Raw genomic sequence first — 13,908 nt, forward strand, 5'->3', positions numbered from 1 at the left:
CTTTGTTATTGACTGTTCAACACCTGGGCAATGTGGAGCACCTTCACGTCCTGATCATTGCGCCGCATGCGGCCGCCCATATTCATGAGACAGCCCATATCGCCGCCAATTAAGTATTCGGCTTTCGTTTCGCCGATATGCTCCGCTTTTTCATGAACCATCTGTTCCGATACAGCCGCATTTTTCACGGCAAAAGTACCCCCGAAGCCACAGCAGTCCTCTTTCAAAGGAAGGTCGATGATTTCAAGACCTTTCACATGGTCAAGCAAAATTCTCGGAGCGTCTGTGACACCAAGCAGCCGGGTCATGTGGCAGGAAGGGTGATACGTCGCCGTTCCTTTAAACGTCGATCCGACATCCTTCACATCCAGCACCTCTACAAGAAACTGCGTCAGTTCGTACGTTTTGCCGACAAGCTCTTCGGCCCGGGCCTGCCACTTCGGCTCATCACGTAAAACCTTCGGATATTCCTTCATCATGTGCACGCACGATCCTGAAGGTCCGACCACATATTCACTGGACTCGAAAGCCCGAATCATCTGCTTCATCGCCTGCTTCGACTCTTGAACATACCCGCTGTTATAGGCCGGCTGCCCACAGCACGTCTGCCCCGCAGGGAAATCCACTTCACAGCCGAATCGCTCAAGCAGCTGTACCGTATCCTTGCCGACGTCAGGCGTCAGCGTATCACACAAACACGTAATAAAAAGAGAAACCTTCATTGTGCCTTCTCCCTTCCCTTTTTCAAATTAAATTTCCAAATAATCGACCAGTGACCGCTCTACATTCCCGAGGTGCTCGTACATCGCCTGACGGGCCTTCGTCTCATCACGCTCGACGATTGCAGTGAAAATCTGCCGGTGTTCTTCCAGAAGCCGTTCGGTTCCCTCTTTCGTAAGAAGAAGCTTCCGCGTTTCCCGCATCGCCTGCACCATAATTTCTGAAACGCTTTGCATGAGATGAATCAGCATGGCGTTATGAGTCGCATGAACTAACGCCACGTGAAAATCGAGATCCGCCTGCTCGCCAAGTTCTCCGTCTCCTTTGGCTTTTTCCATCGCAGAAAGCGCCGCTTCTAGCGCCTCAAGGTCTTCCTCATTATGATGAACAGCCGCAGAAGCCGCCGCGCCTACTTCAAGAATGTGGCGAACCTCAAGTAAATCCTTTACATCCTCACGCTTCAGCAAAAAGGCGACCGACACCGGAAGCGAAAAACGGCTGGCATCAAAAGCCTTTACATACGTTCCTTCTCCCTGCCGCATTTCCAGAATGCCCATCGCCCTCAGTGCGCTTAACGCTTCACGAATCGCTGACCGGCCGACGTTGAAACTCTTTGCCAGATGCTCCACACTGTCGAGCTTATCGCCCGGCTTCAGCTCTCCATTTTTCAATGATTCCAGCAGAGCATCCGCTACCTGTTCATAAATCTTTTTCGCACGCACTGGTTTAAATTCCATTTGTCCTTCACTCCTGCCTATCTGAATAAGGTCATCAGATGACCTGCTTAATACAATTGTATGTCTTTCGATTGGTAAAAACAAGGTGGTTAATCGAATTAGAAAAAAATCAGGCTGTCCCCGCCAGAACAGCCTGAAATCCTATATGAACAAAGTGAATACAAACCCTACGAGTCCAGCTAACGCTCCATATAACAACGCGGGACCCAGCGTTTTGCGGATAATATCCCCTTCTCTGCCAGACAGGCCGACGACTGCACCAGCCGCTACTACGTTGTGCACGCAGATCATATTCCCCGCGGACGCCCCGATTACCTGCAGAGAAAGCACAGTATTCGTATCCAGTCCTGTCTCCTGAGCGATGTTGTACTGGATCGGAGCGAACGTTAACGTCGAGACCGTCGCACTCCCTGTAATGAACGAGCCAAGCTCCCCTAGAAAAGGAGCCACCAATATCCACATCGGACCAAAGCTTCCGGCCAGCGTCTGCGCAATGTACTGCGGCATACTGACGAGATCCTGTGCATTCATTCCTGAGTTTGTAAATACTTGAACAAGCGCAAGAGTAGCAATGAGCGCAAGCGCTGCATCTTTCATAGAAGTTAAAGATTCCTTAGACGCTTCCGCAAAGTGACGGAACGGCTTTCTTTGGATAACGACCGCGAGCAAGGCAGCTGCTACGAGCACAGCTCCCGGAGAATATAGAACTTCCCAGTCTGAGGTAATCCCTTCTACTCCGAGGATATCCGTCCACGTCCAATCGACCCACGTGAGAGCCGCTTCCTTTACAAAAGGAACGATGCGCGTCACAAGCAGCAAGACGACAATGATCAAGTAAGGGGACCATGCGGTCAATAAAGACATAGAAGGCGTGTCACCGCTTGGCTTCATGTTCTCATCAAGTGCATCCTTCCACTCTTCCTTCGGCAAAAGGAATCCTTTTTTAGCCGTAGTCGTTGCCGCTACAAGTCCGGTAAGTGATGCTAAAATCGCAACGAATTCATGACCGAACAACGTTGCATACAGCAAGGCGGAAGAAGTGTAGGTAATGCCGACGAAGAACGCCCACGGAAACAGCTGAAAGGCATCTTTCCACCCTTTTTTCTTACCAAAAAATATCGTTAAAATGACGACCAAAACGAAGGGAATGAACGTCCCGGCAAAAAGATCAAGGAAAGCGACCTGAGCACCGATTTCTTTATACAAAGAAAGACCGGCATCAGGCAAATTACTTAAACCGACCTGGATCGGCGTACCGACAGCTCCATAAGATACGGCTGAACTGTCCGCAATCAACGCAAGAGCCGCCGCGGCCATCGGCGTAAAACCAAGCGCGACCATCAGTGGACCAGTGACCGCGGCCGGAGTGCCGAATCCGGAAGCCCCTTCAATCAAAGAACCGAACAGAAAAGCGACGATGACGACCTGGACCCTCATATCTGTAGAAATACTACGGAAGCCTTGATTGATCCGATCCACAGCTCCCGTACGCCGAAGCGTGTTCAATACGACAATCGCACCGAATAAAATAAAGAGGATCGTCAACGTCTTATGTGTGCCCTCAAGTACCGAGGCCGCAATGACCCTTCCGTCGACCCCCCACACAAAAAACGCCAGACCAAGGACGATCAACGCACTGAAAAACATTCCTTTTTTAGCGGACATCCTTAACAGCACAAGAAAAATGAAAGGGGTGATAATGGCACTGAACGCAACAAGCAGCAACATAACGATGACGCCTCCTCTTTAACTATTTCATCCATCTATAGGTCAGGTCATCAGATGACCTGACTTCCTAATACAAGTGTATGCTAATTCTCAGAAAAAAGCAATATTAAAAAAGCCTTTTCTTTCTTTGAATAGAGTCATGGGATTCCATTTGCCCCCCACGACCATCACAACAAATTCTAATTCACTAAGTCATATCATATCGATTGGGTTTATTTATAAATTTTACTATTGTCTGTACATCCCCCTGCTTACCGACCGACTCCATGAATCTATTAAACAAAGACCTTCAATCCTCCGGGTTGATGATCGCCAACACTTGGTGGTCCTCCCACCGGCCATTGATTTTCACATTTTTGCGGGCCAACCCTTCCTTATGAAAGCCCGCTTTCTCAAGCACACGCATCGAACCCGAATGATGAGGCATGACGCCCGCTTCAATTCGGTGCAGCTGCAGCTCCGCAAAGGCATAGTCCACAATCAGCTGAACGGCTTCCGTCGTGAACCCCCGCCCATTGTGCTTTTCATCGAGGAAATAACCGAAAGGCACTCTGCAAAGGTCCGCGCATGACTTGAAATAAGTTGATCGTGCCCACGAGTCTGTCGCTTTCTATTGTAAAGATACCAAAATTATACTCCTGATCCTCTCTGCTTCGCTCTTCATACTCCTTAACCTTTTCCAACTGCCTGTCCATCGTATAAAATACATCCTTACGCGGCATGGAAGCCCTTTCAAAAAAGGTCCTGTTTTCCTCTTGTAAAGCAAGCAGAGCACGGGCATCAGCTGGCTGGAACGTTCTTATGTATATACTTTTTCCTTTTTTCATTAAATGCTCCTTCCGTTTGTTGGGTGAAAAACTTCCATACAATGTCGCAACTTAGCATTTATGAGAGCATGAAGAGAAGGAATCATGATGATGAGAACAAATCGTCAGCTATCAAACGCCCAATGATGTGACCTTAATTTTACCATAAAAAAACAATGTGGAGAGTTGCTTCTAATCTATGAAACATATACAGTCGACTTTATTACTCACACGATGTTTAACACCTATAGAAGAGAAGGTATACAACAACAAATCCCATCGAACTGGAATCACACCCTTTTTACACAATGCGGGAAAGGAGTTTATGAGATGCCCACGACCCCTATTATTCTCTTATTATTTATCGGATACATCATATTCACGCTGGATAAGAAAAAAGAAGATATCCCCGTACCTCCGATTTTAGCGTTGATCGGCATCGGACTATTTTTCATTCCATACTTTTCATCCATTGAAGTGACGGAGGACTTGATCTACCACATCTTTCTGCCGGCTCTTCTATTTACTTCAGCTTACCGGTTTCCGCCTTCAGCCTTGAAAAAGAATGGAGGCATCATCGGGTTTCTCGCTACAGCCGGCATCATGTTAACCGTCCTCCTGTTAGGAGCGGTCATTTATGCGATCAGCAGCCCGTTCATTTCCCTATCGTTTATTGGGGCTCTAGTAATTGCGGCCATGCTGACACCGACGGATCCGGTCTCGGTGGCGTCGATTCTTAAGCAATCTACCGGAGATGAAAAAATGGCCGATGTCGTCGAGGGTGAGTCTTTGATCAATGACGGAACAAGCATTGTGATTTTTTCAGTCGTCACCGGCATGTTCCTTACGAATGAATCGTTTTCCATCGGCAGCTTTTTCGGTGAATTTTTACTCGTATCTCTCGGAGGCATCGCCATCGGACTGCTGTTCGGCTGGATTTTCAGTAAGGCGATCCATTTCACCCATCACCGGGAATATCAGGTGATGCTCAGCATCGTCGTCGCCTATGGAATTTTCAACCTGGCCGAATTTATACATCTCTCGGGCGTATTGGCGACAGTTTTTGCCGGCATCATGCTGTCTTTTGAATTCGGGCGCACCATCAAGGAAGATCATTTCCGGGAATCGCTCGACAGCTTCTGGGGCATCGTGGAAATTTCAATTCTTTCCTTATTATTCTTGCTGATAGGAATCGAGGCGGCCAACCATCTCTCCTTCGATTACTGGGGACTGGCTGTATTGATTTTCATCGCTTCTTTATTGGTGAGGTTTGTCATCATTGCAGGAACGACCCAGCTTTTCCCGATGTGGCGAAAAGAAATCAGCTGGCAGGAATCGCTCATTCTCAGCTGGTCCGGGTTAAAGGGTTCCATGTCCGTCTTCTTGATTTTAAGCCTGGCGACACAGGCTGGGGAAAAGGCTGACGTCATCATCTCGTTAACGTTTGCCTCGGTACTGCTTTCTTTAGTCGTCCAAAGTGCAGGCATTCACCCCTTATCCAAAAAATTGCTTAAATAAATATTGACTTAATTGTAAAAATAATCTAATATAAGATTACAGTTACCGAGTAAAAACTGTGCTCTACATGAGCTTATAACACTCCAAAGGGGAGTAGCTTACAGTTATGTCGACATTACGTGATGCTTACATCACCGGCTTAACTGGCAACATCACGTTGTTTGCGAGACCTTTGCCATTTTTGGTAAAGGGTTTAATATGACGATCCCAACCTTTACCAGCAATCTGGTAAAGGTTTTTTATATGTATTTTAGGAGGAGAACGACCATTCATTAGTTAGATGTTTCATTCATGAGACAGCTTCTGATTTTGCTTACGATGACGGTTACGCTTTCTTTATATGCCGTAACGATCATTACGCTCGACACCCATAACCCGCCCCGGAGTCTATCGTTACAACAGGGGCATACAAACACACCCCCTTTACAAAAAATTACCAGGAGGTCCGGAGTATTGATTGCCAGAATGTTTAGTTACTTTAAAATTGGTTCACCAAAAATTGACCTTGTATTACACTCCCACAAAATTGAGGCTGGAGGGCATGTTTCCGGCTCCTTCCATCTGTACGGAGGATGGTTCACTCAGAAGATCAAGCGGCTGGAATGCGACTTAGTCAAGGTGTCAGCCGGCAAGTCGCAACCGATTCAGCCTGTCACGACGGTATTGATGTCGGAGGTCATCGAACCCCGCGATCAAAAAGAGTTTCCTTTCCGTTACCTCGTGCCTGAGGCTCTGACACCGACAGACCACGGATGTACGTATCGGCTGCAGACGAAGATTGTATTTGAAGATGATATAAAAACCTTTGATCACGATGAACTCATCGTCATCACATAATATAATTTAAAGGAGAACATGAATTGGACGTTGCGTTATTAATGGAATACGGATGGGTACTGCTGATCCTTATTGGGTTAGAGGGAATTCTGGCAGCGGATAATGCGCTTGTCATCGCGACCATGGTCAAACATTTACCTAAGAATCAAAGGAAAAAAGCCTTATTTTATGGTCTGGCCGGAGCTTTCATTTTCCGCTTTGGATCACTATTCATCATTTCCTACCTCGTCCACATTTGGCAGGTGCAGGCGATTGGAGCGCTGTATCTTTTCGGAATCGCAGCCTACCACCTTTTGAAGAAGCATGTATTGAAGCCTAAATTAATCAAAGCCGCTGAACAGAAAAAAGGCTCAGGCTTCTGGATGACCGTCGTGAAAGTGGAGCTGGCCGATATCGCCTTTGCGGTTGATGCCATCTTAGCCGCTGTCGCGTTAGCGATCACCCTGCCAGCTGCCAACCTGCCTGAAATCGGCGGCCTCAATGGCGGTCACTTCGCTGTCGTTCTTGCCGGGGGCATCATCGGCCTTGTCATCATGCGATTTGCCGCAGGATATTTCGTCATCCTGCTCGACCGTCGGCCAGGGCTCGAAACGACGGCTTATCTAATCGTCGCCTGGGTAGGCATCAAGCTCGCCGTCTATTCGCTGGCTCACCCGGAACTTGCTGTATTAGCTGAAGGGTTCCCTAAAAGTGCAGAGTGGAAGGCGATTTTCTGGACCGTCCTTCTTTCCATCGGAATCGGCGGCTGGTTTTTATCAAAAGAAAGACCTGTTCATGCTGAGGAAACGACTAAAGCTGTTTAATTCAATAAAAAAGGGATCTGGTGCGCCAGATCCCTTTTCTTATGCCTCTTTCTGCTTTTTTCTCCTTCTTACAAAGAAAATCAAACCTGCAACAATCACAAGAACAATAACACCCGCCACAATTATGTTAGTAATATTGGGCGCTTTCGCCTCTACCATGATGTTATTCGTGCCGGTCAGGTCCACGTCCCACGTCAGCACCCTGCCGTCCGCTTCATCGGCGTTATGATCTGACGGGCGGATCGGCAATTCCAAAGTGAACGTCATATCCATTTGACTGGCCAGCATTTGCTCCATGCCGCCGAGCCCTGCAGAATTGGAAAGATCCATTTCCCCTTCAAAAAGGTACGTATCCGTAAACAAGCCTTCTTCCATCTTCAAATCAACCGGACTGTTCACGACACTGGAGTCATCAGCGGGAGCATCAATGCCAGCTTCGCTCAGCCCCTCCGTATCAGGAACAAGCTCCATTTCACTCACTTCTTCAAATTCCTTTGTGGCACGGAATCCGACATAACCATCTTCAGTATAATTTTCTACCGTATACCCTTGCGCTTCGAGGTCATCATTCGTCGAATCAATCGTCTGCCCTTCACTACCTCCGAATTGTTCAAACACGCTCTCCTCGATCCCGAGCGTAATCGTATGGACGCCGCTTCCATCCTTATTGATCTTCACACCGAAATCCCCCTGCACACACCCTGCCAAAGCAAGAACGAGCACAGCCCCTATCATGATTTTCAACCTTTTCATATCGGTCTCTCCTCTTCTCGCAGCCAATGACAATATATACTAATTCTACTCCTATTGATTGAAGGATTTCAATATGACCTTGTGTAAAATTAAACAAGTCCCCTAACAATAGAAAAAGCCAGTCTCAACGCAGACTGGCTTTTTCCATCACTTCATCCCGCTCATTAAAAACAATCTCTTGAGGAATGAGACGGTATGTCGTGCTCGTTTCATACTCTTTTCTAAGTTCAACGTAGCCTTCCTCTATCAACTCGTCTTTCGCCCGGTTAAAAGACTCCTGATTCAAAGCTGCCCGTTTCATCAACACGTCGTTATCCGCTGTAAATTCCTTTTTCGGCCCCGACCTGAAGTTCGCCCACAGCAGTGCCAGCCAGAGAAGGCGCGCTTCAGCAGAGACGGTATGCCGCTCCGCATTCGTAAAAAATAAGATGAATTCCTTTTGATAATTCATTACTTCTCCCCCTTTTTCGCGATTCATCATTATAATCGAAAGAAAAAAAGCAGTTGGTGTACTCTATGTTTCTAGTGTTTCACATAGAACTCTTAGGTATACTAAAAATAATAGCTATGTTAAATCTTTTCATATAAACTCCCCTCTATTGATAGAAGGGAACGATAAAGGAATAGGATCTGTTATGTTGGAAGACATCCTGCAGCGGGCCGGTGATCTGGGCTATCACACGATCATTGGCGGAATCAGCGGCGATCCCCCCAAAGCGTCCAGCTTCATGAAAAGTTCGGCTTTACATATGCAGGCAGTTTAAAAGAAGAGGTGTACAAATTCGGGGAGCGGTCAGGGTTTCCATTTCTATCAATATATCATCAGAGCGTGATGGATCAGCTGAAAAGCCGGGACACTCCAGCCTTTCAGCTTTTTAATATGGACAAACAAATTATGTGGCTAAGCATTTTTTCATGAGGAACTGTTCACCAATTGGTCCTAATATTCTTTTTCCCGTATCGTGAAACCCTGCTTTACTATATAATTTCTGGGCTGCTATATTTGTATGATTGACGGCTAATACAATTTCATTACATTGAGGAAATTTTTCACGGACAAACCCCTCCAATAACAGCATCCCCTGCCTGGCATATCCTTTCCCCTGTTCTGGATGATTGATAGATAAAGCGGTCAGCAGCATTGCATGCGGGTTGGCGGAAAATTCTTTGACCCTATCGGTTTCATGCAGCAAAAAGAAACCGACAGGCACATCATTACTTACGATGACCACTCGATGCTCCCCTTCGGCCACTTCTGAAAATCTGTTTGGCAGTGCGGTAAATCTTTCTTGTTCTTCAGGTAGCTTAAAAGCATGCAGTGCGTCTACATAGCGGTTAGAAAAAAGTTTTAATTGTACGGAATTTGCCGGGGTCATAGGGCTTCTCCTCGTTTCCCTTGAGTGGATCATTTGTATATGGATGATTATACAATATTAAGCTGATGAACAAAATATGGAAGTGATCAGCTTTATTAATCAAAAAAACTCTTACCCTGAACTCGTTCCAAGGTAAGAGAATCCTATTACATTACGAGTTCAAAGCGCTCGCGGTAGTGCGGGTGTGCCATATAATACAAGGGATATCCCTTCGTATAAAAGAATTGAATGAGCGTACCGGCAAAAATGACGCCAAGCACCGTACCGAGCCCGACGGGTCCGCCGATCAGCAGCGCTGAGGTGGATGTGGTGAAAGCGATAGCCGTCTGGCTTACACGCAAGCTCAAGTTGAACCTCTTGGCAACAACGAGAAATAGCTGGTCAACCGGCGCACGAGGCAGTTGAGGTAAAATATAAATCGCAACACCTAATGCACTGAAGGCTACGCCCATGGTCAGAATGACGACCTGAAGGGCAAGCGGCAGAGAAGCGAAACTGATATTTTTAAATACGACTTCTACCCAAAAATCCAAAATCAAACTTTCCAATACGACAGGAAGCAAAGCTCTCACTTCCGGCGCCTGCTTCATCAGCCTGCCATTCACAAAAATAATAGCCAGCTGAAAAATAGCGTACCACAATCCCACAGTCAAACCGAGGTGATCCGAAATTCCAACAAACAACGCCGTCCAAAACCCCGCCCCTAACGCAGCATTAATGATAAGGGCGACTCCAAAATAATTAACAAACATCCCAAGAATATACACAGTCATACGGTAAAACATATCTGATCCTCATCTTTCCTTTTAATTGCCGAGAGCTACCGTCATTGATTGATTATCCGGCCATTTTAATAGCGATGAAGGCTGTGGTCAATTACATTTATGTAAAAATGAATAGGCGGAGTTTTCTCAATTTTTCAGGCGGGATTCCGGCGGCGAGATGAGACCGTCTTTAGGAATAAACACGACGTCTTCTTGCAGCGATAATTACAATTGCTTTTGTTCACAACAGAGTATGTCTTAATGAAAAATAAAGCGGTATGTTCTCGATAATCAATGGAGAACATACCGCGATATTCTATTTATTTTGCTCTGTTAATATTCATACAAGCTCCCTATTCTTGAAGTTTAGTTTCGAGACATACAGGAAGTTTCCGTTGCTAAGAATAGACCTTGAAGGTCCGGGAAACCACTCGCTTTCCATGGGCGTACGGTGAGCTTCCTCGGGCTAAAGCCCTGTGGGATCTCACTCTGTACTGTCATCCCATAGGAGTCTCGCAATTTCCCGGACCTTCTTGCTTTTGTTAGGTTCACGGAAACATAACCAGCGAGACTTTTGTATGCGAAGATGCTTGAAACTACCTTAAAGTGCAGGGAGTTTTAAAACTAAGTTTGCTATAACTAGAGTACTGGAGTTTAATCCTCCCACTATTATTAAGAAAGCTCTTATCCAGGCGATTTCGAGAAGCAGATCTATGGTGGGGGCGGCGGGGAATGGGGAGACTCCTGTGGGAAGAGAGTGCTTGGTGAGATCCCGCAGGACGGGACGTCCGAGGAAGCTCACTGCGCTCCCACGGAAAGCGAGCCATTCCCCGCCGCCCTGATCCACTCACCAAATGCCTCGGAATCACGTCTTCCGCATTCCTGCCGTATGGTTGAATAACTCTCTTATAAACACCTATAGTAGAGTTACTCTGTTTCCACATGAGTGGTAATAGACCCTAAACAAAACAAGTCGCCAGTAACACCTTCTGAATAAACACTAGAGAGGTCAGCTATGAACATCCGGCTTGTAAAAATGGTTTGTCCGTTATCACAAAAAATTTCAATGCTGGAGGAATCCACAAAGATACGAATGAGATGGCTCTCTTTGTTCTGTCTTAAAGCATACCTTTTCACCCCATAACGTTCCGCAAAAAGGTGAGTCATGTTTGAACGGTCTAAACAATACTCCTCTCCATTAGAAGAGAAAGTGATGGATTCCCCATCATTGTTTTTAAATGTCATTTCAAATATGTCATCCACAGACACTTCGATTTCAAACGCCCGGGAAGACAAAACGTGATTTTTCTTCAACGTTTCACGACCGATTCGCAAACTCTCAAGCTCTTTTACCGGATGTTGAAGAAGACGATTTCCGCTTATCGTAATTTCCCGGGGGATAGTCAGCATGTGCGCCCACATGTTTGAATCCGTCGGGTAATCACTCTTGGAATTACCGAGCCAGCCAATAAGAATTCGTCGACCTTGCTCATCTTGATACGTTTGCGGAGCGTAGAAGTCAAATCCTTTATCCAGCTCGATGAACTCACTTCCATCAAAGCTCAACTGGTCAACATCAAGGGGCTGACCGACCGCATACACGACTGAAAATACATTGTTGAAATTGTATTTATCTTTTATTAAATCTCCCTGCGGAGAAAAAATCAGAACGCCTTGATCTTCCTCCTCGAAATAATTCGGACATTCCCACATATAACCCGGATTGTTCATCGTAGTATTCACAATTCCTTGATATGTCATTTCATGAATGGATGGTCCGCTGTATAGAGCTAAAGCTCCTTGCTGGTGGACGGTTTCCCCTCCGACGAGCATGTAATACACTTCATCCCGTTTAAACACGACTGGATCCCGGAAATTATGTGTGAATTGTGGAGCAGGAGCGTCTGTAATGGCAGCGTGCTTCGTTACGTTCAAGTTTTCATCCATAGACGCATATACCTGAGTCTGGTTGACCTGGCCGTCTTTGCTGACTTGATTTCCCGTATAGAAGAGATGAAGATCCTCTCCTTCGATAAAGCTTGATCCTGAAAAACAACCATGAGAATCATAATTCTGATCTGGATAAAGTGCGATTCCGTGATCTTCAAAATGGATAAAATCCTTTGTGGACACATGATACCAATGCTTCAGACCATGCACCGGACCAAGCGGAAACCATTGATAAAAGATATGGTGGCTCCCCTTATAGTAGGAGAGACCATTTGGATCATTCAAAAGCCCGTGACGTGGAGCCACATGATACGTCGGATAGTAAGGATCCTGTTTCGTTTTATTTTCGATCATATTCAAATAACCATCGGATACGTCCGTCATCGATAAAAATCGGTTCTGACGGTTAGAAAAGTCGATATGCTGGATCATAGGAGGCTTCCTTTCTATTATTAACCATGATTGACATTGTAGTTCAGTGCCGGCTGTTCCGCTTCTTGTTTTTCACGGTAAGCTGCGAATGTGACTAAGAAGGAAGTAGCAAGCGCTACAAGAATGACGAGAATATATTGGAAAAATCCATCTCCGATATACAGTAGTAAACCTGGCAGCATCGTTGAACCCGTTCCTTGAGCAGCGATGCCGAGAATAGAAGCTAAACCACCGCCAACTGCTCCACCTAAACACCCGAAGAAGAACGGTTTCACTTTAGGCAGGTTAATCGCAAACATAACAGGTTCAGTGATGCCTAAAAAGGCCGGAATGACAGAGCCGTACATGTTGGAGCGTTTGATCTTGTTTTTCTGTTGAATGATCACAGCAATCGCAGCGCCTGCCTGCCCGGCGATGGCAGCTGTGCCGATCGGGTTAATGAGATCATAACCCGTTTCCGCTACCATTTTTACCGAAATTGGAACAATCGTATGGTGCATGCCGGTAATCGTAAGAAATTGAATGGCCCCTCCATAGACGAAACCACCGATTCCGAATGGCAATTCAAAGAAGTACATGATTCCTGAAGTGATCAAGTTTTCAATTCCTAAAATCAGCGGTCCTACCATGATTAAGCCGAGAACTAAGGAGAAAAGCAACGTAATGAACGGTGTCAAAATCAAATCCAAAGCTTCTGGAACAAACTTTCGTGCCTTCTTTTCAATCGTTGCTGCTAACCACCCCATAAAAACAGCTGGCAGGATCGAGCTTTGCATACCGGTGATCGGGATATCAAACCCGAGGAACGGAAGCAGTAAAGGTTCAGCCTCCCCAAAGGTCACTGCCCACTTATCCGGCAGCTGCGGGGCCACGAGCATCAATCCGAGCGCAACACCAAGAACAGGAGACCCGCCGAAGGTTTTCATGGCGGACCAGGCAACGAATACTGGAATGAACGTAAAGGCCGTGTCTGTCAGTACTTGAGAGAGTGTTAATACGGTGTCGGACATGTCCATCCCAAATCCGTTGATTAATAAACCACGCAGCCCCATCAATAGACCGGTTGCAATCAAGACAGGAATTACAGGAATGAATATATCAGCAAACGTCTTCGTCAACTGCTGGACTTTTGTTTTATTCGAGCCGCCGGACGGTTCCTCTTTTTCACCTTGCTCTTCAGCAACGCCTTGATTAACCAATTCAGCGAACACCTTGTTTACAAATCCAGTACCCAAAATGATTTGATGCTGGCCGCTTTGAAAAAAGTAACCGCTCACGCCTGGAATCGAGTCAAAAGCCTGCTTGTCCAATTTTTTATCATCGTGCAGTTCCACTCTCAACCTTGTGGCACAATGCGATACTCGATAAATGTTCTCTTTTCCACCGAGGGCTTCCAAAACACTATCGGCAACTACTTTAGGGTTCTTTGCCATTACATTTTCCTCCTAAGTTAGATTACTAAAGTGGAAACGTTTCCACTTTAA

13 protein-coding genes and 1 pseudogene are annotated in these 13,908 nt (G+C 46.1%); 4 read left to right on the forward strand and 10 right to left on the reverse strand.

Annotated features, from left to right (window positions below; all coding sequences use genetic code 11):
- Window positions 1–5: 5 nt before the first annotated feature.
- From O2Q26_RS08715 to O2Q26_RS08730, 4 genes and pseudogenes are all read right to left on the reverse strand, one after another.
- Window positions 6–722 (reverse strand): (Fe-S)-binding protein, encoded by a 717-nt coding sequence (locus O2Q26_RS08715; protein ID WP_289215549.1) that lies wholly within the window; start codon window positions 720–722, stop codon window positions 6–8.
- A gap of 27 nt (window positions 723–749) precedes the next feature.
- Entirely contained in the window at window positions 750–1,457 is a 708-nt protein-coding gene (locus tag O2Q26_RS08720) for a FadR/GntR family transcriptional regulator (protein ID WP_289215550.1), read from the reverse strand.
- A gap of 141 nt (window positions 1,458–1,598) precedes the next feature.
- Entirely contained in the window at window positions 1,599–3,185 is a 1,587-nt protein-coding gene (locus tag O2Q26_RS08725; RefSeq protein ID WP_289215551.1) for an L-lactate permease, read from the reverse strand.
- Window positions 3,186–3,474: 289 nt separating this feature from the next.
- Window positions 3,475–4,012 (reverse strand): annotated as a pseudogene (locus O2Q26_RS08730) (GNAT family N-acetyltransferase).
- 309 nt (window positions 4,013–4,321) lie between these two features.
- Between O2Q26_RS08730 and O2Q26_RS08735 the strand changes: the two are divergent.
- The 3 genes from O2Q26_RS08735 (at window position 4,322) to O2Q26_RS08745 (ending at window position 7,149) form a co-directional block, all read left to right on the forward strand.
- Window positions 4,322–5,509 carry a cation:proton antiporter gene (locus O2Q26_RS08735; protein ID WP_289215552.1) on the forward strand — a complete coding sequence of 396 codons (1,188 nt, stop codon included), beginning with the start codon at window positions 4,322–4,324 and terminating at the stop codon, window positions 5,507–5,509.
- 291 nt (window positions 5,510–5,800) lie between these two features.
- Entirely contained in the window at window positions 5,801–6,346 is a 546-nt protein-coding gene (locus O2Q26_RS08740; protein WP_289215553.1) for a sporulation protein, read from the forward strand.
- Window positions 6,347–6,369: 23 nt separating this feature from the next.
- Window positions 6,370–7,149, forward strand: a complete 780-nt coding sequence (locus tag O2Q26_RS08745; protein WP_289215554.1) for a TerC family protein — start codon at window positions 6,370–6,372, stop codon at window positions 7,147–7,149.
- 39 nt (window positions 7,150–7,188) lie between these two features.
- Here the strand turns inward: O2Q26_RS08745 and O2Q26_RS08750 are convergent, their stop codons facing one another.
- The gene (locus tag O2Q26_RS08750) at window positions 7,189–7,902 is read right to left on the reverse strand and encodes an EGFR-like transmembrane domain-containing protein (RefSeq protein ID WP_289215555.1); all 714 of its coding nucleotides are present in this window, start codon (window positions 7,900–7,902) and stop codon (window positions 7,189–7,191) included.
- A gap of 124 nt (window positions 7,903–8,026) precedes the next feature.
- Window positions 8,027–8,353 (reverse strand): hypothetical protein, encoded by a 327-nt coding sequence (locus O2Q26_RS08755; protein WP_289215556.1) that lies wholly within the window; start codon window positions 8,351–8,353, stop codon window positions 8,027–8,029.
- Window positions 8,354–8,537: 184 nt separating this feature from the next.
- Here O2Q26_RS08755 and O2Q26_RS08760 point away from each other — a divergent pair, with 184 nt between their 5' ends.
- The gene (locus O2Q26_RS08760; protein WP_289215557.1) at window positions 8,538–8,666 is read left to right on the forward strand and encodes a hypothetical protein; all 129 of its coding nucleotides are present in this window, start codon (window positions 8,538–8,540) and stop codon (window positions 8,664–8,666) included.
- A gap of 129 nt (window positions 8,667–8,795) precedes the next feature.
- Here O2Q26_RS08760 and O2Q26_RS08765 read toward each other — a convergent pair whose 3' ends face one another.
- The 4 genes from O2Q26_RS08765 to O2Q26_RS08780 all read right to left on the reverse strand — a co-directional run bounded on the left by O2Q26_RS08765 (window position 8,796) and on the right by O2Q26_RS08780 (window position 13,857).
- Window positions 8,796–9,278 carry a GNAT family N-acetyltransferase gene (locus O2Q26_RS08765; RefSeq protein WP_289215558.1) on the reverse strand — a complete coding sequence of 161 codons (483 nt, stop codon included), beginning with the start codon at window positions 9,276–9,278 and terminating at the stop codon, window positions 8,796–8,798.
- A 146-nt stretch (window positions 9,279–9,424) separates the two neighbouring features.
- A complete protein-coding gene (locus O2Q26_RS08770) occupies window positions 9,425–10,063 on the reverse strand; it encodes a YczE/YyaS/YitT family protein (RefSeq protein WP_289215559.1) in 639 nt (212 codons plus the stop codon).
- A gap of 906 nt (window positions 10,064–10,969) precedes the next feature.
- Window positions 10,970–12,424, reverse strand: coding sequence for a glycoside hydrolase family 32 protein (locus O2Q26_RS08775; RefSeq protein WP_289215560.1), 1,455 nt, complete (start codon window positions 12,422–12,424; stop codon window positions 10,970–10,972).
- A 20-nt stretch (window positions 12,425–12,444) separates the two neighbouring features.
- The gene (locus O2Q26_RS08780) at window positions 12,445–13,857 is read right to left on the reverse strand and encodes a PTS transporter subunit EIIC (protein ID WP_289215561.1); all 1,413 of its coding nucleotides are present in this window, start codon (window positions 13,855–13,857) and stop codon (window positions 12,445–12,447) included.
- Window positions 13,858–13,908: the final 51 nt, after the last annotated feature.

Source organism: Halobacillus campisalis (assembly GCF_030345335.1).
GTDB classification, from domain to species: Bacteria; Bacillota; Bacilli; order Bacillales; family Halobacillaceae; genus Halobacillus_A; species Halobacillus_A campisalis.